Annotated in this window: 20 protein-coding genes; 7 read left to right on the forward strand and 13 right to left on the reverse strand. The window is 72.9% G+C overall.

Annotated features, from left to right (window positions below):
• Nucleotides 1-44: 44 nt before the first annotated feature.
• From ACFP1K_RS05685 to ACFP1K_RS05710, 6 genes are all read right to left on the reverse strand, one after another.
• Nucleotides 45-5,768, reverse strand: coding sequence for a non-ribosomal peptide synthetase/MFS transporter (locus tag ACFP1K_RS05685; RefSeq protein WP_380747629.1), 5,724 nt, complete (start codon nt 5,766-5,768; stop codon nt 45-47).
• Complete coding sequence (locus ACFP1K_RS05690) at nt 5,765-7,570, reverse strand: non-ribosomal peptide synthetase (RefSeq protein WP_380747632.1); 1,806 nt, start codon at nt 7,568-7,570, stop codon at nt 5,765-5,767. The genes ACFP1K_RS05685 and ACFP1K_RS05690 overlap by 4 nt, the downstream gene beginning before the upstream one ends.
• A gap of 281 nt (nt 7,571-7,851) precedes the next feature.
• Nucleotides 7,852-9,684: a hypothetical protein gene (locus ACFP1K_RS05695; RefSeq protein WP_380747635.1), complete on the reverse strand. Its 1,833-nt coding sequence runs from the start codon at nt 9,682-9,684 to the stop codon at nt 7,852-7,854.
• Nucleotides 9,669-10,424, reverse strand: a complete 756-nt coding sequence (locus ACFP1K_RS05700; RefSeq protein ID WP_380747638.1) for an ABC transporter ATP-binding protein — start codon at nt 10,422-10,424, stop codon at nt 9,669-9,671. Before ACFP1K_RS05700 ends, ACFP1K_RS05695 begins: the two co-directional genes overlap by 16 nt.
• Nucleotides 10,421-11,026 carry a TetR/AcrR family transcriptional regulator gene (locus ACFP1K_RS05705; RefSeq protein ID WP_380747640.1) on the reverse strand — a complete coding sequence of 202 codons (606 nt, stop codon included), beginning with the start codon at nt 11,024-11,026 and terminating at the stop codon, nt 10,421-10,423. Before ACFP1K_RS05705 ends, ACFP1K_RS05700 begins: the two co-directional genes overlap by 4 nt.
• 73 nt (nt 11,027-11,099) lie before the next feature.
• Complete coding sequence (locus ACFP1K_RS05710) at nt 11,100-12,023, reverse strand: alpha/beta fold hydrolase (protein WP_380747642.1); 924 nt, start codon at nt 12,021-12,023, stop codon at nt 11,100-11,102.
• Between the two features lie 60 nt (nt 12,024-12,083).
• On the opposite strand from ACFP1K_RS05710, the gene ACFP1K_RS05715 reads away from it, so the two are divergent.
• Both ACFP1K_RS05715 and ACFP1K_RS05720 read left to right on the forward strand, forming a co-directional pair.
• Nucleotides 12,084-12,617 (forward strand): helix-turn-helix domain-containing protein, encoded by a 534-nt coding sequence (locus ACFP1K_RS05715; RefSeq protein ID WP_380747644.1) that lies wholly within the window; start codon nt 12,084-12,086, stop codon nt 12,615-12,617.
• Nucleotides 12,618-12,942: 325 nt separating this feature from the next.
• Nucleotides 12,943-16,398, forward strand: a complete 3,456-nt coding sequence (locus tag ACFP1K_RS05720) for an NACHT and WD40 repeat domain-containing protein (protein ID WP_380747646.1) — start codon at nt 12,943-12,945, stop codon at nt 16,396-16,398.
• Nucleotides 16,399-16,464: 66 nt separating this feature from the next.
• On the opposite strand, the gene ACFP1K_RS05725 is transcribed toward ACFP1K_RS05720, so the two are convergent.
• Complete coding sequence (locus ACFP1K_RS05725) at nt 16,465-16,842, reverse strand: MerR family transcriptional regulator (protein ID WP_380747648.1); 378 nt, start codon at nt 16,840-16,842, stop codon at nt 16,465-16,467.
• A gap of 90 nt (nt 16,843-16,932) precedes the next feature.
• Here ACFP1K_RS05725 and ACFP1K_RS05730 point away from each other — a divergent pair, with 90 nt between their 5' ends.
• The gene (locus ACFP1K_RS05730; protein WP_380747650.1) at nt 16,933-17,358 is read left to right on the forward strand and encodes a hypothetical protein; all 426 of its coding nucleotides are present in this window, start codon (nt 16,933-16,935) and stop codon (nt 17,356-17,358) included.
• Between the two features lie 82 nt (nt 17,359-17,440).
• Here ACFP1K_RS05730 and ACFP1K_RS05735 read toward each other — a convergent pair whose 3' ends face one another.
• Nucleotides 17,441-18,397, reverse strand: coding sequence for an oxidoreductase (locus ACFP1K_RS05735; RefSeq protein WP_380747652.1), 957 nt, complete (start codon nt 18,395-18,397; stop codon nt 17,441-17,443).
• A gap of 131 nt (nt 18,398-18,528) precedes the next feature.
• Between ACFP1K_RS05735 and ACFP1K_RS05740 the strand changes: the two genes are divergently transcribed.
• A complete protein-coding gene (locus ACFP1K_RS05740; RefSeq protein ID WP_380747654.1) occupies nt 18,529-18,936 on the forward strand; it encodes a MerR family transcriptional regulator in 408 nt (135 codons plus the stop codon).
• A gap of 43 nt (nt 18,937-18,979) precedes the next feature.
• On the opposite strand, the gene ACFP1K_RS05745 is transcribed toward ACFP1K_RS05740, so the two are convergent.
• The 5 genes from ACFP1K_RS05745 to ACFP1K_RS05765 form a co-directional block, all read right to left on the reverse strand.
• Nucleotides 18,980-19,564 (reverse strand): hypothetical protein, encoded by a 585-nt coding sequence (locus ACFP1K_RS05745; protein ID WP_380747656.1) that lies wholly within the window; start codon nt 19,562-19,564, stop codon nt 18,980-18,982.
• 40 nt (nt 19,565-19,604) lie between these two features.
• Entirely contained in the window at nt 19,605-19,967 is a 363-nt protein-coding gene (locus ACFP1K_RS05750; RefSeq protein WP_380747658.1) for a hypothetical protein, read from the reverse strand.
• 129 nt (nt 19,968-20,096) lie between these two features.
• Nucleotides 20,097-20,756, reverse strand: a complete 660-nt coding sequence (locus ACFP1K_RS05755) for a potassium channel family protein (RefSeq protein WP_380747660.1) — start codon at nt 20,754-20,756, stop codon at nt 20,097-20,099.
• Nucleotides 20,749-22,101: a TrkH family potassium uptake protein gene (locus tag ACFP1K_RS05760; protein WP_380747662.1), complete on the reverse strand. Its 1,353-nt coding sequence runs from the start codon at nt 22,099-22,101 to the stop codon at nt 20,749-20,751. Before ACFP1K_RS05760 ends, ACFP1K_RS05755 begins: the two co-directional genes overlap by 8 nt.
• A 223-nt stretch (nt 22,102-22,324) precedes the next feature.
• A complete protein-coding gene (locus ACFP1K_RS05765) occupies nt 22,325-23,356 on the reverse strand; it encodes a sigma-70 family RNA polymerase sigma factor (RefSeq protein WP_380747664.1) in 1,032 nt (343 codons plus the stop codon).
• Between the two features lie 73 nt (nt 23,357-23,429).
• Here ACFP1K_RS05765 and ACFP1K_RS05770 point away from each other — a divergent pair, with 73 nt between their 5' ends.
• From ACFP1K_RS05770 to ACFP1K_RS05780, 3 genes are all read left to right on the forward strand, one after another.
• The gene (locus tag ACFP1K_RS05770) at nt 23,430-23,786 is read left to right on the forward strand and encodes a VOC family protein (RefSeq protein ID WP_380747667.1); all 357 of its coding nucleotides are present in this window, start codon (nt 23,430-23,432) and stop codon (nt 23,784-23,786) included.
• 121 nt (nt 23,787-23,907) lie between these two features.
• The gene (locus tag ACFP1K_RS05775) at nt 23,908-24,390 is read left to right on the forward strand and encodes a cation:proton antiporter regulatory subunit (protein WP_380747670.1); all 483 of its coding nucleotides are present in this window, start codon (nt 23,908-23,910) and stop codon (nt 24,388-24,390) included.
• 9 nt (nt 24,391-24,399) lie between these two features.
• On the forward strand, nt 24,400-25,560 hold the full coding sequence (locus ACFP1K_RS05780) for a cation:proton antiporter (protein WP_380747673.1): 1,161 nt from the start codon (nt 24,400-24,402) through the stop codon (nt 25,558-25,560).
• Nucleotides 25,561-25,588: the final 28 nt, after the last annotated feature.

Raw genomic sequence — 25,588 nt, forward strand, 5'->3', positions numbered from 1 at the left:
AAGTACTGTACGTCCGCGTGATCCGCCCGACGCGCGGTCCTCCGTCACTCCTTCGCCGCCTCCCGCCGGGCGTCCCAGCCCGGCGGCGGCCCCTCCAGCCGGGCGTCCGAGGCCTGTTGCAGCGCGTCCCTGTCCCAGGTGACGACGGCGCCGGGGATCGCGTCCGGAAGGACGTCCTCCATGCGGCGCAGCGTGCGCCACCGCAGCCCGGTGAGGGCCAGGACGACCTGCGCGGCGCCCAGCAGGACGATCATGAGGGCCATGCCGCGTCCCGGGCCCGTGCCGAGCAGGCCGCCGGCCGTGTCACCGAGGGGGCCGCCGCCGGCCATGGCGGGTTCGAACAGCGCGTCGGCCAGCCAGCCCGCCGCGAGGTAGCCGAGGGGCTCGGTGAGGTTGGCGGTCATGCGGTTGGTGGCCAGGATCCGGCCCTGGAGTTCCATGCCGACCTTGAGCTGGATCATGGTCTGCCAGTGGCCGTTGATCAGCGCGATGGAGGACATGACCAGGGCGAGGCCGATCACGGGGAACGGCGGCTCCGGCCGCAGCCCGGCCACGACCATTCCGAGGCCGGTGAGCGCGGCGAACCCGACCATGCCGGTGGCGCGCCGCTCGAAGCCGCCCCACAGCGCCATCACCGTCCCGCCCGCCACCCCGCCGAGCGCGCCGGCCATGGTGGCGAGGCTCAGCGTGCCCGTACCGGCGAACGACAGCACCATCGGCGGGAACAGGGCCAGCGCGAAGCCCAGCAGCAGGTTGTAACCGAGGAAGAACGCCACCATGGCGACCATGCCGGGACGCCGGGCGATGTACCGCAGGCCGCCGCCGATCTCCTTCGCGATCGACTCCTCGCGCCTGCGGAACAGCAGGTCGGGGAAGCGCACCGCGAGCAGGGTGGCCGTCGCCACGAGCGTCGTCGCCAGGTCGGTCAGCATGGCGCCCGTGAGCCCCGCGAACGCGATCAGCACCCCGCCGAGCAGTGGCCCCGCGGCCTGGCTCAGTGCCATGACCACCTGGAGGACGCCGTTGCTCCTGGCCAGGTACTGCTTGGGGATGAGCTGCGCGGCGGCCGCCAGGTACGCCGGCTGCTGGAAGGACGTGGCGACCGAGCCGAGGGCCGCGGCGACGTAGACGTGCCACACCTGCAACGACCCGGCGGCGAACATCACCAGGCAGAACCCGGTGCCCACGGCGTTGATCGCCTCGGCGGCGACCAGCAGCAGCCGCCGGTTCCACCGGTCGGCCGCCGCCCCCGCGAACGGCAGCGCGAGCAGCCCCGGCAGCAGCGCGACGACCAGGATCACGGAGAACTGGGTGGCGCTGCCCGTCCGCAGGTAGACCCACACGCCGAGCGCGAACGCCAGCGCCCTGCTGCCGGTCATGGACAGCAACTGGCCGAACGTGACGAGCGCGAATCCCCGCAACCTCGCCCCGGCCCCGCGCGCCCCGGGGTCCGGCCGGTCCGGCACGGCCGGGGCGTCCGGCGGGGCTCCGGGCGGGACAGGGGGGCGCCGGGCAGGCGTGGCGGCCGGGGCCGGAGGCGGGCTGACCGCGACAGGGGCAGGGGCGTCTGGCGCGCCGGGGGCGGGGGCGCCTGGCGCGCCGGGGGCGGTGGTGGGCTCAGGCGTGCCGAGGAGGCGGTTCGTCCAGCCGGTGATGGCGCCGGCGAGCGCTTCGGGCTGGTGCTTGATGAAGTAGTGGCCGGCGTCGGGGATGACGGCGAGGTCGGTGGTCGCGCACAGCAGGTCCCACTCGCGGTGGCGCTCCTGGTGGAACTCGGTGATGCGGTCGCGTTCCCCGACCACGCTCAGCGCCCGCAGCGTGCGGTGCCCGGGAGCGGCGCACAGCCGGGTGTACAGCTCCTCGGACTCGCGGGCGTCGTGCCGCACCGCGCGCAGGGTCAGCGCCTGCTCCCGCGGGTCCAGCTCACCGGTGAGCCCGCCGATCCCGCGCAGCATGTCGCGGTACAGCCGGTCGGATCGCCAGCGGTCGCTGGGGAACAGCCTCGCCCACAGGTCGAACAGCCGCCCGGGCAGGCGGGGGGCCGGGAACGCCCCGCCGAGCACGACGCCGGCGACCTCGCCGCCCTCGTCCTCCAGCCGCCGGGCGACGTCGTACGCCAGCGCGGCGCCGACGCAGTGGCCGTACACGACAACGGGCCCGTCGACGGTCTCGCGGATCTCCCGCACGGCCCGCGCCGCGGTCGTGGCGAACGGCTCCAGCGGCTGCTCGGGCCGCGCTGGGTCGTGGCCGGGGAGGTCGACGGCGTACAGGGGGAACTCCGGCGGCAGCGCCCTGGCCAGCTCGGCGTACGCCGCCGCGGTCCCCCCGCCGAACGGCACCGCGACCACCGTGGCCGTGGCCCGGGCCGCCGCGGGCCCGGCGGAGGGCAGCCGCCACAGGTAACCCCCGGTGCCGTCCTGCCCGAGGAAGTCGGCGAGCCGCCGCACGGTGGGGTGCTGGAAGATCGAGATGACCCGCACGCCCTCGCCGATCCGGCGGGCCAGCCGCATGGCGGCGAAGGAGTCCCCGCCCGACTCGAAGAAGTCGTCGTCGACGCCGACCTCGTCGAGTCCCAGCACCTCCCCGAAGGCCTGGGCGATCCGCGCGTCCCTGGCGTCGCGCGGCGCGGCGGCGGGCGTGTGCCGCCGCGCCGGGCCGGGCTCCGGCAGCGCGTTCCAGTCGACCTTCCCGTTCGGGCTCAGCGGCAGCCGGTCCAGCTCGGCGTAGGCGGACGGCACCATGTAGGGCGGCAGCGCCGAGCGGGCGAACTCCACCAGGTCCCGCACCTCGCCCCCGGGGGCCGGCACGTAGTAGGCCGCCAGCGACGCGTGGCCGCCGCGGTCCGCCCGGACGGCGACCGCGACGTCCGCGACACCCGGGTGGCGCCGCAGCACCGCCTCCACGTGGGAAGGCTCGACCCGGTGCCCACGGATCTTCGCCTGCCGGTCCAGCCGCCCGAGGAACTCCACCGAGCCGTCCGCGCGCAGGCGGGCCCGGTCCCCGGAACGGTAGGCACGCGCTTCGAGGGAGAAGGGATCGCGGACGAACCGCTCGGCGCCCTCCGCCGCGAGGTACCCCCGCGCCACGCTGCCCCCGCTGATCAGCAGCTCACCGGCCGCGCCCCGGGGGACGGGCCGCAGGTCATCGTCCACGACGTGCACGCGCACGTGGTCCAAGGGGAACCCCAGCGGCACGGCCACGCCGGGCCGCGGGTCCGCCGGGATCTCGTACGCCAGCACCGAGACCGTCGTCTCGGTCGGCCCGTAGTGGTTCCACACCGAGACCCCGGGACGGGCCGCCCGGACGGCCTCGACAAGGTCCGGCGGGCAGGACTCCCCGGCCAGCACGAGGAACCGCCCCGGCACGGCGTCCGCCAGCAGGCCGGCCTCGGCGACGGCCCGCAGATGGCTCGGCACCATCTTCACGAAGTCGATCCGATGCCGCCGGAAGTACGCGGCGAACCGCCCCGGGTCGGCCGCCCACTCGTACGGCAGCACGTGCAGCGTGCCACCGGTCGCCAGCGCCCCGAACAGGTTGGTCAGCCCGAGGTCGGCGGCGAAGGTCGACACGAGCGCGAAGTCCAGCCCCTCCGGGATCCGCATCCGCGAAAGGAGAGAAGCCAGGTAGGCGGAGAAGTGCCGGTGCTCGACCACCACCCCCTTCGGCCGCCCCGTCGACCCCGAGGTGAACAGCACGTACATCTCGTCCCCGGCGTCCCCGGCGTCCCCGGCGTCCCCGGCGTCCCCGGGGTGCTCGGCGTCCCCGGGGTGCTCGGCGTCCTCGGGGTGCTCGCGGTGCTCGCGGTCCCTGGCGTCTCCGGCGTCCCCGGCGTGATCGGCGTGATCAGGGTGATCGGGGTGATCGGGGTGCTCGGGGTGATCAAGGTGCTCCGCGTGGGCGTGCCCCGTCAGCTCCTCCAGGGACACCACGGTCACGCCATCGGGCGGCGTCACCCCCTCCACCTCGGCGTGGGTGAGCAGCACCCCTGTCTCCGAGGCGCCGAGCACCGCCGTGAGGTGCCCGGCGGGCATCGCCGGGTCGAGCGGCACGTAGGCCACGCCCGCCTTCAGCGCGGCGAGGATCGCGACCACGTAGTCGGCGGAGCGCTCGAACAGCAACGCGACCCGGCCCGATCCGGCCTGCTCGCGCAGGTACCCGGCCACCCGGCCGGACCGCTCGTCGAGCTCCCGGTACGTGACGGTCTCCTCGCGGCACCGGACGGCGACCCGGCCGGGATGCGCCAGCGCCTGCGCCCGGAAGCGCGCGATCACCGGCACGTCGCCGCGCGCCGCGGGCGCCGGGGCGGGCGCGGGATCCCCCGGCGGGACGGGGGGCAGGGTCGCCGCCGGGGCGTCCAGATCGGTGAGCAGGGCGTCCAGCACCGCGGCGAAGTGCTCACCGATCCTGGCCGCCTGGTCGCCGTCGAGCAGGTCCGTGGCGTGGTTGACCGTCACCCGCAGCGTGTGCCGGAGGTCGACGACCGTGCAGGTCAGGTCGAACTTGGCGCGCGCCCGCACCACGTCGAAGGGTTCGACCTCCAGCCCCGGCACGGGTGCGGTCACCTCCGTGGCCGGGTAGTGGTTGATCATCACCTGGGCGAGGCTGCCGGCGCTGAGGTCGCGGTCCGGGCCGAGCTCGGCGACCAGCCGCTCGAAGGGCACGTCCTGGTGGTCGAGGTCGTCCAGGGTGTGCCGCCACACCCGCCGCACCAGCTCACGCCTGCTCTCCGGCCCGCCGAAGCCGAGCCGCAGCACGACGGTGTTGACGAAGCACCCGATCAGCTTCTCGGTCTCCACCCGCTCGCGTCCCGACACCGGGGTCGCGACCACCACGTCGCCGGTGGCGCAGTGCCGGTGCAGCACATGGCCGAACGCGGTCAGCAGCAGGGCGAACGGCGTCACCGCGGCGTCCCGCGCGGCCGCGTGCAGGCGGCGCCGGGTGCCCCCGCCGAGGTCGATGTGCAGCTCGGCGCCCCGGTCGGACCGCACCGGCGGCCGCGGGTGCTCCAGCGGCAGCTCCAGGACCGGGGGCATGCCGGACAGCCGCTCGCGCCAGTAGGCCAGCCCCGCCCGCGCCTCCTCGCTCCCGAGGCGCCCGCGCTGCCAGGCCGCGTAGTCGGCGTACTGGATCGGCAGCGGGTCCGGCGCGGTCGCCGTGCCCGCGACGGCGGCGCCGTAACCGCGGAAGAGCTCCTCCAGCAGCAGCCGGCACGACCACGCGTCCGACGCGATGTGGTGGACGACCAGCAGCAACGCGTGGTCGTCCTCGCCCAGCCGCGCCAGCGTCACCCGCAGGGGCGTCTCGCGGTCCAGGTCGAAGGGTTGTTCCACCAGCCGGGCGAACAACTCACCCGCGGTCGCCGCCCCGCCCGGGGCGAGGTCGGCGAACTCGAACGGCGGCGCGGCGCCCGCCTCCTCGGCGACCAGCATCGGTTCGCCGTCCCCGCCGGGACGGCACCTCGTGCGCAGGACCTCGTGCCGCGCGACCGTCGCGGCCAGGGCCGCGCGCAGGGCCCCGGGGTCGAGGGGGCCGCGCAGGCGCACCGCCTCGACGTTGTTGTACGCCGGGCTCTCCGGCCGCAGGGTCTGCAGGAAGTAGTGCCTGCGCTGGGCGGACGACATCGGCAGCGCCCCGGACGAGCGGTCGAGCACCGGGATGGGCGGGGGCGCCGCCGGGCCGGCCGGCTTGTCGCGCATCATGCGGCCGAGACGGGCCCGCTGCTCCGGCGACAGACGGCTCAGCCGCTCGGCCAGGGACGGCTCGGTCACGACGTCCCCCCGGCCTGGAGCCCGCCGTCGCCCTCCAGGGCGTCGAGCAGCGCCCGCAGCTCGTCGGGGTCCTCCGCGAGGAGCCACCGCTCCATGATCAACGCGGCGATCCCGGCGACGGTGGCGGCGGCGAACACGTCGCGCTGCGACAGCCGCACGCCGAACTCCTGCCAGAGCCTGGACACCAGCCGGGTGGCCGTGATCGAGTCGCCCCCCAGCGTGAACAGGTCGTCGGCCGCCGACACCCGCTCGGCGCCGAGCAGCTCGGCGAACTGCGCGGCCACCCGCGGCTCGACGTCCCCGGACGGCGCCACGAACCCGGCCGCCCGCTCGGCGAGCCCGGTCAGCGCGGCCCGGTCGACCTTCCCGGTGCGGGTGCGCGGCAGCTCGGCCACCTCGACGAAGCGCGCCGGGATCATCGCGGGCGGCAGCGCGTCCAGCAGGTCGCGCCGCAGGTCCACGACGCTCAGGTCCCCCTCGGGCACGACGTACGCGGTCAGGTGGGCCCGCGTGCGCGTGCCGTCCGCGTCCTGCTCCGCACGGGTCGCGGTGACGAACGCGTCGCGCACCGACCGGTGTGCCCGGACGGCCCGCAGCACCTCGGCCGGGTGGACCCGCACGCCGTTGATCTTGATCTCGTCGTCCGCGCGGCCGACGACCACCAGGTCGCCGCCGGCGTCGACGTGGCCGAGGTCGCCGGTCCGGTAGGCGGTGACGCCGTCGCCGAGGTCGGCGAACCGCGCCGCGTTCTCCTGCGGCATCCCGAGGTAGCCGTGGCTGCACGAACGGCTCACCAGCACGATCTCGCCGCCGCTCGCCGGGTGCTCCAGCCGCTCGCGCACCAGCCCGGCGTCGAGCACGGCGCCGGGCTCGACGAAGCAGTACCGGGTCCCGGGCACCGGGCGGCCCGCCGGTACGGCCGCCGCGCGCTCGTCGTCCGCGATGCGGTTGTACACGGTGGCCTGCCCGCTCTCGGTGGATCCGTAGGAGTTCACCCGGAGTGTCGTGTTCGGGAACAGGGTGCGCCACCCGCCGAGCAGGTCGGCGCCCGGCGGCTCGCCCACGAAGAACACCGCGCGCACGGCCGGGCAGACCGTCCGCCCGTGCGCCAGCCAGGCGCGGGCCGTCGACGGCACCACCGTGACCACGCTGACGTCCCGCCGGGCGAGCCACGCGACCGCGGCCTCCGGCTCGTCTGCCGCGCCCTCCTCGGGCAGCACCAGGGTCGCCCCCGCCACCAGCGGCGGGAAGACGTCCCGCAGCGCCGCCTCGAAGCTGAGCCCCGTCAGGAACGCGAACCGGTCACGCGGCCCGGCGCCGAACTCCGGCCCGAACCACTCGGCGAACCCGGCCACCGCCGCCGCCGACCCGAGCACCGGCTTGGGCGTCCCGGTGGACCCGGAGGTGAAGTAGACGAACGCCGCGTCCCGGGGCACCCCCCGGTCCCGGGGCCCGCCGAGGCGCAGCACCCCCGTCTCGCCGAGGAGGAACTCCGGCGCCGCCAGCTCCAGGAAGACCGCCCGCCGGTCCGGCGGGGTGTCCGGATCGACCGGCACCACGGTGCCGCCCGCCGCGAGGACGGCCAGGAAGTCCACCACGAACTCCACCGACTTCGAACGTTCCAGCGCGACGAACGTGCCCCGCACCCCGAGGGCCTCCAGCTCCAGGGTCCGTTCTCCCGTGAGTTTCCCCAGCTCGCGGTAGGTGACGGCCCTCCCGCCCTGTTCGAGGGCGGTTCCCGAGCCGGGGTCGTCCGCGTGACGGTGGATCAGCTGAACGAGACGGCGCTTGGTGTCTGTCACAGGTTGCCTCACAAATCGCACGACCCGGCGGCGGCGGGCGGGGGTTCAGGGGCGCGTCGATTCACGGCGGCAGGGCAATCCAATACCGCCTTATACGACCAAGGACTTGGATACGCGACATAAAGGCATACGTTTAGCGGCAGTGCCTCCCGGGTCCATGTCCTAACGTCGGAGAATAGGAATGGTGAGATGGTTTTGCGGCGATAGCGGCCTTCACGGCAGATGTAAGTTAAGCAGCCATCTGTCGCGGATGCGAGGAAAAGTGGGGGAAAGGGGAAGGCTCAGGTGGCCGGGACTTCCGCGGGTTCATCGGCGTTCTGTTGGGATTCGCCTGCCTTGTAGCGAAATGGGATGATTACCCCGGTGGCGTAGATGGCCAGCCCCAGCGCGATCATAAAGAAGATCGTGGGCCACTGCAGCCCGGGCGGCAGGTACATGGCCAGGAACCACGCGCGGGTGTCCCCGCCGTTCAGCTTGATGATGGCCGGGACCACGCCCTGCGGGAACAACGGGAGCGCGCCGATCGAGTAGCAGACGCCGACGATGATCCGCTCGCGGCGGGGGAGCGCCTCGTAGCGGGTCCACTTGCCGGGCCTGCCGGTGGCGACGGTGACGGCGGGGCGGCGGCCGGTGCGCATCGTCTCCAGGAGCTCGGGGCCCCGGGCGAGCAACCGGCGCTCGGCGAGCAGGCCGAACCACCAGTAGCAGGCCCAGCCCGTCACGGCCGCCAGGACCACGCCCGGCCAGCCGGTCAGCACGGCGACGACGGTGGCGGGGACGGCGGTGAGCGAGGCCAGCGCCAGCACCGCGTACACCATGCCGGTGACGGCGCCGTCCTCCTCGGTGGAACGCAGCGGGTTGCCGCCGCGCCGGTGCGGGTCGGTGCCCGGGATCAGCGCGTAGACCGACGCCAGCGGGACCAGCCCGGCGCCGCCGCCGAGCAGCGCGACGAGCAGGGCGAGCATCGCGGGCCAGGAGCCGTCCGCCACCGCGGTCAGCGCCACCGTCAGCACCACGGCGATCGGTGCGACGGTCAGCAGCCACGCGTGCTGCCGCCCCCGCACATCGGCCGCGCCCGGCGTCATGACGGTGAGCCACAACGCCGTGCCGTCGGTGCCGTACAGGTTGGCCGACAGCGCGGCGGCCATCACGACGAAGATCGGACCGGCCAGCGGCAGCATGACGGGGATGCCGATGATCAGCGGGGCCCCGGCGAAGAACACGCCGTACGCGAGGGCGAAGGTGAGCTGATGGGTGCGCACCAGGTCCCGCGACCAGGTGCGCAGCTCCTTGGCCAGCACGGCGCCGGACGCGGTGGTGGCCCGCATCGGCGCGCGTCCCCCCGGGGCGGTGCGCGCCGACCCCGCGCGCCGGGTGAGCAGGGCCGCCCACGCGGCCAGCAGCAGCACGACCAGCACCGCCATCGCGGCGAGCGCCGCGGCCGTCCTGCCCCAGTCGCCGGACGCGGCGGCCTCCACCGCCGCCACCCCCCAGCCCGACGGCAGGTAGCGGGCCACCGTGCCCACCACGGGGGGCACGCCGCCCGACTGGCCGAGCGCGACGAACACCACCCAGATCTGGCCGAGGAGCGCCAGGACCAGGCCGTTGGCCAGCCCGGCGCCGACCGCGCCCACCCGCGACCGCAGGGCCACGCCGAGCAGGGCCACCGCCACCCGGGAGAGCAGCACGAACACCGCCAGCTGCAGCACCAGCGCCGGCAGCGAGACCAGGGCGGCGGCGAGGCCCTGCCGCGCCCCGAGGACGGTCAGGCCCACCAGGGCGAGCAGGCTGATCGCGGGCGCCACGCCGACGAACGCCGACACCAGCAGCCCCGCGGCCAGGCGGCGCGGGGGCAGGCCGAGCAGGGTGAAGAACTCCGGGCGCAGGGTCTCGTCGCCGCCCCCGGCGAACGCGGGCCCGAAGATCCACCCGAGCATCCACACGGCGTACGTGGCCGCCAGCACCTCGGCCCCGGACAGCCCGAGCCAGATGGTCGCGCCCGCCAGGACGAGACCGGTCACCGCCCCGATCGCCACGAAACCGGCCCGCTGGCCGCTCATGGAGTGGCGCAGCACGGCCACCTTCATCTGGACCATGGTCAGCGCGACAGCCATGCCAGCTCCTTGCTCCCGCCGTCGGCCGAGCCGACCAGGCCGACGAAGGTCTCCTCCAGGCTGTGGCCGCCCCGCACGTCGTCCAGAGTGCCGGCGGCGGCGACCCGGCCCTTGTCGATCACCGCGACGTGGTCGCAGAGCTGCTCGACCAGGGCCATGACGTGGCTGGACAGCACGATCGAGCCGCCACCCGCCACGAAGCCGCGCAGGATCGTCTTGATCGTCGCGGCCGACACCGGGTCCACGGCCTCGAACGGCTCGTCCAGCACCAGCAGCCTCGGGGCGTGCAGCAGGGCGGTGGCCAGCCCGATCTTCTTGCGCATGCCGGTGGAGTACTCGATGACCAGCGTCTTCTCCGCCTCGTCCAGCTCCAGGACGGCCAGCAGCTCCCCGGCGCGCTCGTCGACGACCTCGCGTGGCAGCCCGCGCAGCAGGCCGAGGTAGGTCAGCACCTCGCGGCCGGTGAGCCGCTCGGGCATGGCCATGCCGTCGGGCAGCACCCCGACCAGCGCCTTGGCCCTGGCGGGATCGGACCAGACGTCGGCGCCGAAGATCCGCGCGCTGCCGGCGTCCGGGCGCAGCAGCCCGACGGCCATGGACAGGGTGGTGGTCTTGCCGGCGCCGTTCTGGCCGACGAGCCCGTAGAAGGAGCCCTGGGGGATGGACAGATCGATGTCGTCGACGGCGACCTTGTCGCCGAATGCCTTGCGCAGGCGTGACGTGTCGAGTGCGGGGGTCATGGCGTGCTCCGGGTGGCGAGCGTGAAAAGGGTGGTCAGTTCGCGGGCGACGTCCCGCAGATCCAGCTCGGGGTTCTTGATCATCTCAGCGGGGACGGCGTCGATGGCACCCCGGACGGCGAGCGCCATCGGCCGCAGGGCGAAGTCGCGGAACTCCCCGGTGCGCCGCCCCCACTCCAGCACCTTCTCCAGATCGGTGAGCGCGATCTCGTGCTGGGCGGCGTAGGGCCCCGGCCCGCCGTCCTCGGCCCGCCCGTGCCCCACGATCTCGACGAGCGCGATCAGGGGCCGGGGGTGCAGCCTCATGAACTCCAGGTTCGTCTCGATGTACGCGCGCAGCGCGTCCGCCGCCGTGGTCTGGGCCATGATCCGCGGCACCATCATGCCGGTCGCGATCCGGGCCACCTCGTCGACCACGGCCCGGATCAGCTCGTCCTTGCTCCCGAAGTGATAGAGGATCACCCCGGTGCTCACCTTCGCCAGCTTGGCTATCTTCGCCAGCGAAGCGTTGCCGAACCCCAGCGTCGCGATCGTCTCGATGGCACACGCGACGATCTGCGACCGCCGCGCCTCCTCGATGAACGTCCGCGACTCTGATGACACATGCAGAAATCTAAACGCCCGTTCAAACGATCACAAGGGCTCCGCGCGTTTCCGGGTGGAGCGGCCTGTGATCCTACGGCCGGCGGTCCGCTCTCGCCAGGAGGTCGCGGAGTGCCTGGACGACGGCGCCGGGCTGCTCCACGTGGAGGTACTGGTGGGAGGCGCCCGCGAGGACGCGGTGCTCGCCGCGGGGGACGGAGGCGGCGATGGACGCGTGGAGGGTCTCGATGCCCGCGTGGGCCTCGCGCATCTGGTCCTCGGTCATGAACTGGGCCCAGTACGGGTTGCGGGCGGCGGCGGTGAGCACGATGAGAGGGACGTCGGGGAGGGGGCCGCCGTGGCGTAGTTCGTCGTAGATCTCGGTCTCGAAGTTCGCGGTCTCGTGGAGCTGGGTGCGCCAGTCGGTGAGGTGGTGGTCGACGAGCGGCTCGCGGATCTCGGCGGGCCATTCCGCGAGGAGGCCGGTCAGGGCGGTCCGGGCGGCCTGGAGCTGGTCGGCGGTGAGGTCGGGCATCCCGCCGGGGTCCGGCCTCATGCGTTCGCCGAGCTCGGCGGCGCCCTCGGGGAGGTGGTCGAAGATGTCCTCGTGGCCGGGGTCCAGCAGGAGGAGGGCGGCCACCTCGCCGGGGAACAGCTGGGCGTGGCGGCGGGCGTAGAAGGCGCCGAGGGAGTGGCCGGCCAGGACGTACGGGGCGGGGACGGCGACGGCGCGGAGCAGCTGCCGGAGCTCTCCGGCGACCTCGGCGGCGCTGCGGGGGAGGGGTGCCGGGTCGCTCCAGCCGGTTCCGGCGCGGTCGTAGATGACGGCGGTGGTGTGCTCGGCGACGCGGTCGCGGACGTTCAGGAAGTCCAGGCCGACCAGGCCGGCGCCGGGGAGGAAGACCACGCTCGGGCTCCCGGAGCCTGAACGGTCGAGCATCAGGCGCCGTCCGTCCACGTCGTGGAGGCGGCCGAGCGGCGGTGCGGGGTCGAGGCTCACGGGCGGATTGTCGTGCATCGCGGCTCCTTCGATTGGTCGCAAGTTTGAGAATGGTATCGCATATGAGACCATTCGCCCATGGACACGTTGGAGCTGCTGGTGCATCCGGTGCGCCTGCGCATCGTGCACGCCATGTCGGGCGACCGGATCCTCACCACCGCCGACCTGTGCGACCGCCTCCCCGACGTCTCCAAGGCCACGGTGTACCGCCACGTGGCACTGCTGGCCGACGCGGGCCTCCTGGAGGTGGCCGGCGAGCAGCGGATACGCGGAGCCGTCGAACGCCACTACCGCCTGCGCCGCGAACGCGCCGAGGTCACCCCCGCCACCGCCGCGTCCTTCCCCCCGGAGGACCACCGCCGCGTGTTCGCCGTGGCGATGGCCACCCTCCTCGCCGAGTTCAACGCCTACCTGGACCGAGATCACGCCGACCCCGCCGCCGACATGGTCGGCTACCGCCAGCACGCCATCTGGCTCACCCCCGAAGAACGCATCACCCTCATCGAGGGAATGCGCGACGCCATCCTCCCCCTCCTGGCCAACCCCCCGGCCTCCGGCCGCACCCGCCACCTGCTCAGCCCGATCCTGTTCCCCAGCGAGGAGCCGTCCTGACGGTCACCGGGCGCGGGCGAGCCGCGAGGGATCGCGGAGGTTCACCGCCGTTCATGTCCGGGCGTGCCCTCGGTAATGGCATTCACGCGTGGTGGCCGCCGTGGTCATTGCGCCACCGTCGAATTCCTCACAGGAAAGGCCGGCGGAGAGGTGAGGCGCCGGTCCCCGGACGGTGCGGGCGGGGGCCGGGGAAGTGATATCAGGGTGAGACCTGCGGCAATACCCGGTCGCTTATGATCGCTCCATGCCCGGGAGAAAACGGAGGAATATCCGTAATGCGGCTATTCTGGCGTTTGGAGTGGCGTTTCTGGGATTAGCGGGATGGTTGATCAATGCCGACCTTCCCGACAGGGACTTCCGGGTCAGTCTGATCAGCCTCATCGCCGGTCTCGCGGCGCTGACCGTGTCGATCGCCGACTACCTCCGAGGGGACGACCGGGTGCTCGGGCCCGCGGAGCTGGCCGACGACCTCGCCGCGACCGTCCGGGGGCAGTGGCTCGACGAGGCGCGGGGGCGCGGGCTGCGCGACACCGGGGTGCTGCCGCTGACGTGGGCGGCGACCGCGCGGGACGTGGGGGAGGCGGCGCGGCCGGACGCGGGGCGGGTGGTGCGGCTGCGGCTCGACGGGCGGCTGGAGGGGGAGTTCGAGCTGGCCACCCGGCAGCTCGCCGCCGAGTACCGGCGGGTGCGCAGCGGGCGGCTGGTCGTGCTCGGGGAGCCGGGCGCGGGCAAGAGCGTGCTGGCCATGCTCCTCACGCTGGGGCTGCTGGACGGCCGCGCCGAGGGCGCCCCGGTGCCCGTGCTGCTGCCCGCGTCCTCCTGGGACCCGGTCGCCGAGTCGATGGACGAGTGGATCGTCCAGTCGCTCGCCACCTCCTACTACAACGGCCGGCCGGACATCCCCCGGCTCCTCGCCGGCCGTGACCTGCTCCTGCCCATCGTCGACGGGCTGGACGAGATCCCCGAGTCGGCCAGGCGCAGCGCCGTCCGCGGCATCAGCAGGGCCATCGGCAGGGAACGCCCGGTCGTGGTGACCTGCCGGTCCGCCGAGTACGAGGACGTCATCCAGGGCGGGGTCCCCGCGCTGCGCCGCGCGCCCGTGGTGGAGGTCGCCCCGGTGCCGGTGGACGACGTCGCCGGCTACCTCGCGGAGATCGACTGGGCGTCCGGGACCGACTGGGGCCCGGTGTACGCCCACCTGCGCGCCGAACCGGACGGCCCGGTCGCCGCCGCCCTGTCCACCCCGCTGATGATCTCGATGGCCCGCCGGGCCTACCAGCGGGGCGGCGACCCGGCCGAGCTCCTGGACCCCGCGCGCTTCGACTCCCGCCACGCCGTCGAGGACCGGCTCGTCGACGGGATGATCGACGCGGCGTACGTGCCGGAGCGCCCCGGCGCCGGGCAGGCGTGGGACCCCGGCAAGGCCCGCCGATGGCTCGTCTTCCTGGCCCGCTACCTCCACCAGCACCGCGAACGCGACCTGGCCTGGTGGCTGCTCAGCCAGCGGCTGCTGTCACCGTGGGTCGCCCCCGGGATCGGCCTGGTCTGCGGCCTGACGCTCCTGCTCGCGATGGGCGGCACGCTTCTGGTCGCCGGCCGCGGCGAGAACATCGGCGCCGGTGTCGCCCTCGGCCTGGCGCTCGGCATCCTCTTCGCGATACTCGCCGTCGTCGCCTGGTTCGTCGGCTCGGGCCGCGCGCCCGGACGTCTGTCGTTCGCAGTGGCGGGGACGTGGGGCCGGTCGCGCCGCGGATTCCGCACCGGCGTGGCGCTGGCCGTGACCTTGATGGTGCCGACCATGATCGGGGTCGCCGCGATCACGGTGCTCAACGGCGCCGACCAAACACCTGACGCTTTCGCGAACTTCTGGCTGGAACTGGTGATGGCCGGAGCGGTCATCCTGGTCACCGGCATGGCCCTGGCCGCGCACAGCTGGCTCGACGCGCCGCCCGCGCGGTCGGCGCAGGCCAGCCCCCGCGCCTTCGTCGAGCAGGACCGCCGTTCTTCGCTGGTCGGCGCGGTGGCCGCGGGGACGGTGATGGCACTGGCCCTGGTCCCCGCCCTGACGCTCGGCACGATCGTCGCGGGCGTCACCCAGGCGCTCGGCACCGGCTGGGCGGGGGAGCCGGGGCCGGGTGACCAGGCGCGGGCCGGCGACGTCGGCAACGCGATCATCAACGTGTTGTCCGTCCCGGTGACCGTGTTCATCGGCACGGGCTTCGCGACGCTGATCCTGCTCACCCGAGCCTGGCCGCGTTTCGTGGTGGCCCGGCTCGTCCTCGCGGCGCGTGGACGGCTGCCCCTGCGGCTGCTGGGCTTCCTCGCGCACGCCCGGGAACAGGAACTGCTGCGCCAGTCGGGAGGCATGTACCAGTTCCAGCACATCCGCGTGCAGGAATGGCTGGCCAACCAGCCCCCCGAGCCCCCGTCCCGCACCTGGGCCGGCGCGGCCCGATGGCGGCGGCGCGCGGTGCTCGCGGTCTCCCTCGCGGGAGTCCTGGTCGCGTGGAGCGCCCTCACCGGCGTGCTGCCTCCCGACCTCTCCCGGGCCACCCTGGTCGCCGGGACCGACACGGCGTTCAGCGCGGACGGCCACACCCTCGCCACGACCAAGGGCGACAGCGGCACGGTCCTCGTCTGGTGGTGGGACGCCCCCGGCGGCCCCGTGCCGCAGGCCACCGTCTTCGCGGGCTCGGTGCACGGCATGTCCCTCAGCCCGGACGGCAGCCTGCTCGTCACGGTCGAGGACAGCGAGACCGGCTCCGACGGGGCCGAGTCCGATGTGTGGCTGTGGGACACCGCCACCGGCCGGCTCCGTCACCGGCTCCGCGTGCCCGGCAGTCCCGCCTTCAACGCCGCGTCACCGGCGTTCAGCCCGGACGGCCGCATTCTCGTCCTGGCCGGCGGAGGTTGGTCCTTTCAGGACCGCAGGGTCACGTTGTGGGACGTCACCACAGGACTCCGGCTCCCATGGCCCGCCACCACGCCGCAGGCCCATGTCGCCTCGGCCGCCCTCAGCCCCGACGGCCGCACGCTCGCGGCCGTGAGCTCGACCGTCGGCACCGTCTGGCTCTGGGACACCGCCACCGGACGCCCGCGCCACCGCCTCATGACGGGCGCCGCCCCGCTGTACCTGGTCTCCTCGCTGATATTCAGCCCCGACAGCCGCATCCTGGCCACCGTGACCGAGGACGGCACCGCCTGGTTGTGGGACACCGCCACAGGCAGGCGACGTCAACGCCTCGACACCGAGGCCGGTAAGCCGTTCGAGGTCACCCTGCTGGAGTTCAGTCCCGACAGCGGGACGCTGGCCATGATCGCCAACCCGGACGACCATCTGTGGGATCTGGCGACGGGCCGTCGCCGGCATCCGCTCCGCGACGGCCGGAGGGAGTTCTCCGAAATAACCTCGCTGGTGTTCACTCCCGACAGCGACACCCTCATCACCACCAACAGCGGGGACGGCACCTGGTTGTGGAACACCCGCACCGGTGAGCCGCGGGGGACGCTCGGGGTGCTCGGCGCGCCGGACGGCGGCTTCGAGATCCTGATCAGCCCGGACGGCGGCACCATCGCCACCATCAGCGGCGAACAGTACTTCCAGGACCCGATAGACCTCTCCGCGCGCGTGTGGGACGTCTCCACCGTCAAGCAGGTCCGGCGGCTCACCGGTCACACCGAAGCCCTGACGCACGCCGAGCTCAGCGCGGACGGCCTGTCCCTGGCCACCCTCGGCTTCGACGGGACCATCAGGGTGTGGGACATCGGCGGCCCGGACTGACGCGCGGCCGGTCCTCGGACCGCCGCCGGTCGCTATACCGCCGACCGGTCGCCGGCCCGGCGACGATCACCGCTCCAGGTCCGGCACCAGCCTGCACCGGCCGGACCGGCAGTCGTCCAGGGCCGTCGCGGCGTCGTGCCGGGCGCGGGTCAGCTCCGCGATCCGGGCGTCGATGCGCGCCACCACGGCCTCCAGGCGCCAGCGCTCGCTGTCGCAGGTCGCGGTGCCGGTGTCGTGCGTGCGCAGGGCGTCCACGACCTCGTCCAGGGTGAGGCCCAGCTCCTGCAAGCTCTTCGCCATGCGGATGCGGTCCACCGCGGACGCGCCGAACTCGCGGTAGCCCGAGGGCCTGCGCTTGGCGGGGGGCAGCACGCCGCGCCGCTCGTAGAAGCGGACCGTGTCCACGCTGACCCCGGCTTCCCGGGCGACCTGGCCGATCTTCACGGTTCACCTCTTGACTCTGGACCTAGGTCCAGACTCTAGGGTCCTGGTGACGGTGACACAACCGGCGACGAATCCCTTTGAGGAGCAACCATGGACCTTCCCCCCGCGTCGACCCCCGTCGTCTGCGACATGACCGGCGCCCCCGACACCGCCGAGGAGCGCCTGGCCGAGTACCGGCGGCTGTTCGACCGGGCCCTCGTCTCGCGGGAGGACACCGCCGAGGGCGTCCGCTTCCGCCTGCGCGCCGAGCCGGGACTGGAGGAATGGGTGCGCGACCTGGCCGCCAGGGAGAAGGCGTGCTGCGCGTTCTTCGCCTTCGACGTCCGCACCGAGGCCGGCCAGGTGATCTGGGACGCCGCCGTGATCGACGACCCCGCCGCCCGCGCCGTCCTGCGGCAGTTCGTCCTGCTGTCCGAAGGCGCCGTCCAGACCCCCGCCGACCTGCGCGACCAGTTCACCGCCCTGGGCCTGAACCTCGTGTCCGACCCCACCGGCACCGTTCACCGCGCGATCTGAACCTCACCCCCACATCAACCCGTGAGCGGGGCACACGGCTGCTCATCGGTTCGGCGGCCCGGACGTCCGCGGGCGGTACGGGTCACGCTTCGGTGGGGTGCCAGCGGATGCCGGTCAGTTGCTGCGAGCGGTCCCACAGGCGGCGGCCGAGTTCTGGGTCCTGGGCCGCCGCGGACACCTGTCCGAGTGTGGGATACCCGGATCGTCCGCCCCGGCCGTCGGGCCCGATGTAGGAGCCGGCGGTGAGGCCGGGCTCGGTCGCCGCGTAAAGCTGGGGGAGGGCTCCCATCTCCGGGGTCTGCGCGAACAGCTTGCCGGCGATGCGCATGGCGACTCCGGTGATCCCGGTGCCTTTGCTCTGCATCGGCGTGTTGCTGTAGCCGGGGTGCGCGAGAACGCTGGTGATCGGCGGCGACGACGACCGCTCGCGCCGGGCGAGCTCCACGCCGAAGACCGCGTTGGCCAGCTTCGACGCCGAGTAGGCGGCGAGAGGGGTGTACTTCTGCGACCACGCGACGTCGTCCAGGTCGAGTTCGCCCTTCTCGTGCATGTACGACGTCACGGTGACCACCCGCGGGGCCGGCGACCGGCGCAGCGCCGGTTCCAGCAACGCCGTGAGCGCGAAGTGGCCGAGGTGATTCGCGGCGAGATGGCGCTCCGCGCCCTGCGCGGTCACGGAGTGCTCGACCATGGAGATGCCGGCGTTGTTGACCAGTACGTCGACGGACTCCTCCTCGCCGATCCGCTGCGCCGCCCGGCGGATCGACTTCGGATCCAGCAGGTCGACCTGGCGCACCTCCACCTCGGCCCCGGGATACGCCCCGCGCAGCGAGGACGCCACCTGTTCTCCCCGTGCCGCGTCACGGACGGCCAGCAGTACCCGGCCGCCGTGCGCCGCGAGCTCGCGCGCCGTCACCAGGCCGAGACCGCTGGTCGCACCCGTCACGACGAAGGTGCGGCCCTTCTGATCGGCCATCCGGTCCGCGGTCCATCCGCCGCCGCCCGGCTTGCTCGCGTTCGTTCTGGAACCCGTCGTCATCTCTTGATCTCACATTCTCGTCGACGCGGTCGATCAACCCGCTGGGGCAGGTCTGGGGGACGTGCACGACGCTAAACCTTTCCATTAATGTGAAGGTCAAGCCGCACCGGCGACGAGTCGAGGAGAGCGATGTGAAGATCGGGGACCTGGCCGCGAAGACGGGTGTCGCGCCGCGGCTGCTTCGTTACTACGAGGAGGTCGGCATCCTGCACCCGTTCCGGAGCGGCAACGGATACCGCAGCTACGGCGAGCCCGCCGTCGACCGGGTACTGCAGATCCGCGAACTCCTCGAAGCCGGCCTGACGACGGAGATGATCCGCGAGGTCCTGCCCTGCCTGGAGGCCGCGAAGGAGAGCACGGAGCCTCCGGTGTGCCCGGCGGCGAAAGATCTGGACGGACTGCGTCGTCAGCTCAGCAGCATCGAACGACGCATCGACGTCTTGCAGCGCAACCGGAACGCGATCCAGAGATACCTGCGCGCCTGGGAGGACGCCACGCCCGCGGCCGCCGACGGAGTCCCGGGCCCGGCCGCGGGGTGACGGAGGCGAATGCCGGGATAACCGGCAGGCGGGACCGGGATTGTCACATCGAGGGATTCGCGAGGCACTGCTGGAAACGCGGATCCTCCTTGTCGAACGGCGCGCCCTCGTAGCCGCGGCGTCCGTCGGCTTTGGAGGAATCGCCGGAGTAGTCCTTCGGTGCCAGGCCTTTTCGGACGAAACACGCGGCGCGCAGCTCGTCCAGGTCCCGGTGGCCCGGGTTGGTGATGATCTCGGTGTACAGGCTCTCGATGAGGAAGGTGGTTCCGCGGCGGCACACGAGGTGGATCGCGTCGTGGCGGGGACTCGACGGGGTCTCCACATAGGTGTAGTAGCCGTAGTCGCCGAGGACGGCCTCGAAGCCCAGGCCGTGCGCCTTCATGCAGGAGACATAGCGGCGTACGGCCTCGTCGTATTCGGGGCGCGTGATTTCGCGGTCGGCCAGGACCTGTTTCTCGAAATCGGATACCGCCTGCTTTCGGGCCCGTTCGAGATCTCCGGCGTACGGGTCGCCCGGTGGGGTCCCGGGGGAGCAGGAGACGGCGATGAGGATTCCGGCCGCCAGGGCCAGCGCGGCCCTGGTGGAGCGGGTGACCGTTCGGCGGGTCAGGGTGCGCGGCCGTGTCATCCGGACGTCTCCACAGGGCGGGGGCACGCGCCGTCGGCGGTCAGAAGTAGATGTAGCTCGTCCAGTGCTTGCCGGGGTCGCCGCTGTTGGCCACGTAGAAGCGGGCGGCGTTGCCGATCAAGGAGCCGTCCGAGGCGGTGACGGAGGACGTCGTGCTGGTCTCGGGGCCGTAGTAGGACCTCGGCAGGCCCGCGTAGTAGCGGTCGATGCGCGCCTGGGCCTTGAAGCAGCCCCCTATGTACGCCGTGGTGGACGTCGAGGTCTTGGTGGCCTCTCCGCCGCAGGACGGGTAGAGCACCTGTGCCGAGGCGCCCGGCACGCCGACCGTCGAGAGGACGACGACCGCCGTGCCGAGCACGGCCGATCCGCGTAATGCCCACCGGCGGTATGTCATTGAAATCATCGCCGCGATTCCTTCACTGGATCGGACTTGTCATGGTTTCGCCCAGTATCACGGTGAAGAGAATTGCCGGTAAGAGCCTTTTGATGGAGGTAAAAACCCCGAGGTGACAGAACGGGAGGGTGGCGGAGATCAGAGTTCGGAGAAGCGTTCGACCTGTTCGGTGCGGCCGGAGACGAGAATGGTGTCGTCGTAGGACAGGACGGTTTCGGAGTCGGCGTAGGTGAACTGCTCGTCGCGGCTCTTGACGGCGACGATGGTGACGCCGTATTTACGGCGGAGGTTGGACTGGCCGAGGGGGATGCCGACGTAGTCCTTGGGGGGGCGGGTCTTGACGAGGGCGAAGTCCTCGTCCACCTGCATGTAGTCCAGCATCCGGCCGCTGACCAGGTGGGCGACGCGTTCGCCCATGTCGTGCTCGGGGAAGACGACGTGGTGCACTCCCAGGCGGTCCAGGATGCGGCCGTGCTGGCGGCTGATGGCCTTGGCCCAGATGGCGTCGATCTCCAGCTCCACCAGCAGGGACGCGGTCAGGATGGACGCCTCCAGGTCGCCGCCGATGCCCACCACGGCGCGGCGGAAGTCGGGGACGCCGAGCTGTTGCAGGGCCTCCATGTCGGTGGCGTCGGCGGTGGCGATCTGGGTGATCTGGCCGGCCAGTTGCTGGGTGACCTTGGGGCGGTGGTCGATGGCCAGCACCTCGTTGCCCCGGCGGATCAGTTCCAGGGCCAGGGCGGTGCCGAAGCGGCCCAGCCCGATGACCACCACGGGGTCGTTCGATCTGTCAGCCAATGATCACTCGCTCCTCGGGGAGTTCGTAGCGGCGGCTTCGTTCCTTGAGCGCCAAGGCCGAGCCGAGGGTGAGGGGGCCGATGCGGCCGATGAACATCAGCACCACCATCATCACGTGCCCGGCCGTGCCGAGCTCGGCGGTGATGCCGGTGGAGATGCCGACCGTGCCGAACGCCGAGATGACCTCGAAGAGCACCTGGTCCAGGCTGTGCGGGGTGATGACCAGCAACAGGTAGGTGGACACGACCACGATCCCGGCGCCGAGCGCCATGACCGCCACCACCTGGCGCTGCGCGCCCTCCGGCAGCCGCCGGTGGCCGATGTTGACCCGCGGCTCGCCGCGCAGCTCGGCCCACACGATGAAGGCGAACAGCCCGAACGTGGTGACCTTGATGCCGCCGGCGGTGCCCGCGCTGCCCCCGCCGACGAACATCAGCAGGTCGGTGACCAGCCAGCTCGACGGGTACAGGTGGGCCAGGTCCAGGGTGTTGAAGCCGCCGCTGCGCGGCATGACGGCAGTGAAGAACGCCGCCAGCCACTTGCCCGCGTCGTCCAGCGGCCCGAGCGTGCGGGGGTTGCTCCACTCGGCGGCGATGAACGCCACCGTGCCGAAGATCAGCAGGCCCACGGTGGTGGCCAGGGTGATGCGCGTCAGGATGCTCCAGCGGCGGGGCCGCCGCCACGAGCGCATCAGCTCGAACACCACCGGGAAGCCCAGCCCGCCGACGATGACGGCGACCGCGATGGTCAGGCAGATCCACGGGTCGCCGACGAAGCGCATCAGGCTGTCGCTCCACAGCGCGAAGCCGCCGTTGTTGAACGCCGACACCGAGTGGAACACCCCGAGGTACACCGCGCGCCCTATCGGCTCGCCGTACCCGGCGGCGAACCGCGCGGTCAGCACCACCGCCGCGACGGCCTCGCACACCAGGCTGAACACCACCACCCGCGCCACGATGCGCCGGACGTCGGCCAGGCTCAGCGTCTTGGTCTCCATCTGCGCCAGCATCCGGGCCCGCACCCCGAGCCGCTTCGACACCAGCAACGTGAAGACGGTGCCGAGCGTCATCACGCCGAGCCCGCCGACCTGCATCAGCAGGGCGATCACCACCTCGCCGAACACCGACCAGTGCGCGGAGGTGTCCACCAGCAGCAGCCCCGTCACGCACACCGCCGAGGTGACCGTGAACAGCGCCGTCAGGAAGGGCGCCGACTCTCCCGTGGTGGTGGCGATGGGCAGCGACAGCAGCAGCGTCCCCACCGCGACGGCGAGCCCGAACCCGGCGACGACGACCTGCGCGGGATGGTGGAACCGGTCCAGCAGGATCGAACCGCTCCTCGTCACGAGGCCCCCTCGCCGTGGGACGGGGACGCGGCGGGGTGACGGGCGGCGAGCCCGAGGTTCCGCTGGGGGACGGCGATGCCGGGGGCGATCACGAGTAAGACCGTAAACGACCAAGCCGACGCGCGGGCGGCAATGCCCCGACCCGGCACCTGGATGGACTTATCGGGGGACGGCGGTATTCGGACGGCGGTACCGGTGGCCATGGGAGGAAAGCCCGGTGAGCTCAGGGCAACGAGGCGGGCAGGCCGAAGGGGATGAAGTGCTCGGGGCCGACGAAGGAGGTGATCGCGGCGACGCGGTCGCCGCGGAGGGTGAGGACGTTGACGGACCAGGGCAGGTGCGGGCCGGTGCCGGCGTTCCTGAGGTAGCAGGCGACCGCGGGCTGGGCGTTGGCGGTGACCGGGATGTGGCGCCAGGAGCCGCAGGCGGTGAGGGGGACCCGGGTGGCGAAGTCGGTGACGGCCGTAAGGCCCCGGTACCAGCGGGGGAGTGGCGGCATGGACCAGGTGACGTCCTCGGTGAGGAGGGCGACCAGGGCGTCGGCGTCGCCGCGTTCCAGGGCGGTGGAGTAGCCGGCGACGATCTCACGCAGGCGCGCGTCGCCCAGTTTGCGGAGCGTGCGCTGCTGGGCGGGGGCGGGGATCTTCTCGGCGACTATGGCGCGGGCGCGTTGCAGGGCGCTGTTCACCGACGCGATCGTGGTGTCCATGGTGGCGGCGATCTCGGCGGCGGAGAAGCCGAGGACCTCGAACAGCAGCAGGGCCGCCCGCTGGTTGCCCGGCAGGTGCTGCAGGGCGGCGACGAAGGCCAGCTCGACGGCCTCACGCTGCTCGTAGCGGGCGTGCGGCCCGGCGGGGCCGCCGTAGAGGCCCGCGTCCGGGTAGGGGCCGAGCCAGGCGACGTCGGTGCGCGGGGTGTCGCCGAGCACGGCCCGCTCGCTGGACGGGCCGAGGTCCACCGGCAGGGCCCGCCTGCCGCGGGTCTCCACGAGGTCCAGGCAGGTGCGGGTGGCCACGGTGTACAGCCACGACCGCAGCGTGCTGCGGCCCTCGAACCGGGACAGCCCCCGCCACGCCCGCAGCAGGGCGTCCTGCAGGGCGTCGTCGGCGTCGTGGACGGAGCCGAGCATGCGGTAGCAGTGCGCGTGCAGCTCCCGGCGCAGCGGCTCCATCAGGCGGGTGAACGCGGCGCCGTCCCCGTCGCGTGCACGGGCCAGGTCGGAATCGTCCGCCGTCCGGACCGAAATATCGCTCACGACAGATGATTCTGCCCCACCGAGGCGGTCTGTTGTTCGAATGAGACACGGCTCACCCATCCAGGAGGACCCCATGACCTCGCATTCCCCCACGCCCGCGTGGTTCGACGTCTCCAGCCCCGACGCCCCCCGCGCCCGGCGCTTCTACCAGGAGATGTTCGGCTGGCCGGTGACCGTCCTGGACGAGACCTACGCCCTGGTCGGCACCCCGGACGGCCCGCCCGCCGGCGGCATCGGCCAGTCCGGCCCCGGCAGCCCGTACACCGGCTTCGTCGTCTATTTCCGGGTCGACGACGTCGACGCCGCCCTCAGCCGGGCGGAGAAGCTCGGCGGCGCCCGCACGCTGGAGCCGCAGACCCTGCCCGGCATGGGCCGGATGGCCGTCTTCACCGACCCGGACGGCAACCCCATCGGGCTGCTGAGCCCCTGACAGCCCCGGCCGCCACGGAAAGGATCTCCGTAAGGGCCGCCGTCGTGATCGGCTTCATCGATCGTTCAGATTGGTAGGGTCGGGGGCAGAACAGGCGAATCCCGGCGGTGGAGGTCGTGCGGTGGAGGTCGAGCAGACGGCGTTGCCGGGGATCGGGCTGCGGCATGAGTTCACGACGCGGTCCGGCAGGCGGGTCGGGGTGGTGTCCCACCGGACCGGGCAGCGGGATCTGGTCATCTACGACTCCGGCGACCCGGACCGGGCCTGCGAGAGCGTGCGGCTGAACGACGAGGAGGCGGACGCTCTGGCAGAGTTGCTCGGGGCGCCGCGGATCGTCCAGCGGCTCAACGACCTGCACAGGGAGGTCGAGGGGCTGGTCAGCCTGCAGCTGCCCATCGGGCCGGGCTCGCCGTACGCGGGACGGCCGATGGGGGACGCGCGGGTGCGGACCCGCACCGGGGCGTCCATCGTCGCCGTGGTGCGGAGCGGGCAGGTGTTCGCCAGCCCGGGACCGGACTTCTCGCTGGAGGTGGAGGACGTCGTGGTCGTCGTGGGCGGGGCGGACAGCACCGCCGCGGTCGTCGAGATCCTGGCCAAGGGGTAGGTTCGCGAGTTGCACCACACGGCGATCCTGTTCCTGGAGTTCGGCGCGGTCCTGCTCGGCCTCGGCATCCTCGGCGCCCTGGCGCTGCGGGTGGGCATCTCGCCCATCCCGCTGTATCTCGTCGCCGGGCTGGCGTTCGGCACCGGCGGCATCCTGCCCCTGGCCACCAGCGAAGAGTTCACCGCGGTCGGTGCCGAGCTCGGCGTCATCCTGCTGCTGCTCACCCTCGGCCTGGAGTACAACGCCGACGAACTGGTCACCAGCCTCAAGGGCAACGCGCGGGCGGGCCTGGTCGACCTGGTGCTCAACGCGGCGCCCGGCGCGATCTGCGCCCTGCTGCTCGGCTGGGGCCCGGTCGCGGCGGTGGCGATGGCCGGCGTGACCTACGCCACCTCCTCGGGCATCACCGCCAAGGTGCTGTCGGACCTCGGCTGGATCGGCAACCGGGAGACCCCGGTCGTGCTGTCCCTGCTGGTGTTCGAGGACCTGACCATGGCCGTCTACCTGCCGCTGCTGACCGCGCTGCTGGCCGGGCTGACCTTCGCCGCCGGCGCGGCGACGGTGGCGATCGCGCTCGGCACCGTCAGCGTCGTCCTGCTGATCGCGCTGCGCTTCGGCAGGTTCATCGAGGCGTTCGTGTCCAGCCCCAACAACGAGGTCCTGCTGCTCAAGGTGGTCGGCCTGGCCCTGCTGGTGGCGGGCGTCGCCCAGCAGCTCCAGGTGTCCGCCGCCGTCGGCGCCTTCCTGGTCGGCATCGCCCTGTCCGGCGAGCTCGCCGAAGAGGCCCGCACCCTGCTCATCCCGCTCCGCGACCTGTTCGCCGCCGTCTTCTTCGTCTTCTTCGGCCTCCAGACCGACCCCACCAAGATCCTCCCCGTCGCGGGCCTGGCCGTGGCCCTGGCCTTCGTCAGCATGGTCACCAAACTCCTCACCGGCGCCTACGCCGCCCGCCGCGCCGGCATAGCCCGGGCCGGCCGCGCCCGCGCCGGCATAGCCCTCATCCCCCGAGGCGAGTTCAACATCGTCATCGCCGGCCTGGCGGTGGCCGCCGGCGCCCACCCCGACCTGGGCCCCCTGGCCGCCGCCTACGTCCTCATCCTCGCCGCCTTCGGCCCCCTCGCCGCCCGCCTCGTCCAGCCCTTCATCACCGCCATCGCCAAACGCGCCTGACCTCGGCACGCCGAGGGCCGTTCACTCC

The organism is Sphaerisporangium aureirubrum, from assembly GCF_042658925.1.
GTDB classification, from domain to species: domain Bacteria; phylum Actinomycetota; class Actinomycetes; order Streptosporangiales; family Streptosporangiaceae; genus Sphaerisporangium; species Sphaerisporangium aureirubrum.

Bases quoted from the DNA above. Each gene is read 5' to 3' on its own strand.
- ACFP1K_RS05695 (WP_380747635.1), bottom strand. From the start codon at position 9,684: ATGGCTGTCGCGCTGACCATGGTCCAGATGAAGGTGGCCGTGCTGCGC.
- ACFP1K_RS05700 (WP_380747638.1), bottom strand. From the start codon at position 10,424: ATGACCCCCGCACTCGACACGTCACGCCTGCGCAAGGCATTCGGCGAC.
- ACFP1K_RS05710 (WP_380747642.1), bottom strand. From the start codon at position 12,023: ATGCACGACAATCCGCCCGTGAGCCTCGACCCCGCACCGCCGCTCGGC.
- ACFP1K_RS05715 (WP_380747644.1), top strand. From the start codon at position 12,084: ATGGACACGTTGGAGCTGCTGGTGCATCCGGTGCGCCTGCGCATCGTG.
- ACFP1K_RS05730 (WP_380747650.1), top strand. From the start codon at position 16,933: ATGGACCTTCCCCCCGCGTCGACCCCCGTCGTCTGCGACATGACCGGC.
- ACFP1K_RS05735 (WP_380747652.1), bottom strand. From the start codon at position 18,397: ATGACGACGGGTTCCAGAACGAACGCGAGCAAGCCGGGCGGCGGCGGA.
- ACFP1K_RS05745 (WP_380747656.1), bottom strand. From the start codon at position 19,564: ATGACACGGCCGCGCACCCTGACCCGCCGAACGGTCACCCGCTCCACC.
- ACFP1K_RS05750 (WP_380747658.1), bottom strand. From the start codon at position 19,967: ATGATTTCAATGACATACCGCCGGTGGGCATTACGCGGATCGGCCGTG.
- ACFP1K_RS05770 (WP_380747667.1), top strand. From the start codon at position 23,430: ATGACCTCGCATTCCCCCACGCCCGCGTGGTTCGACGTCTCCAGCCCC.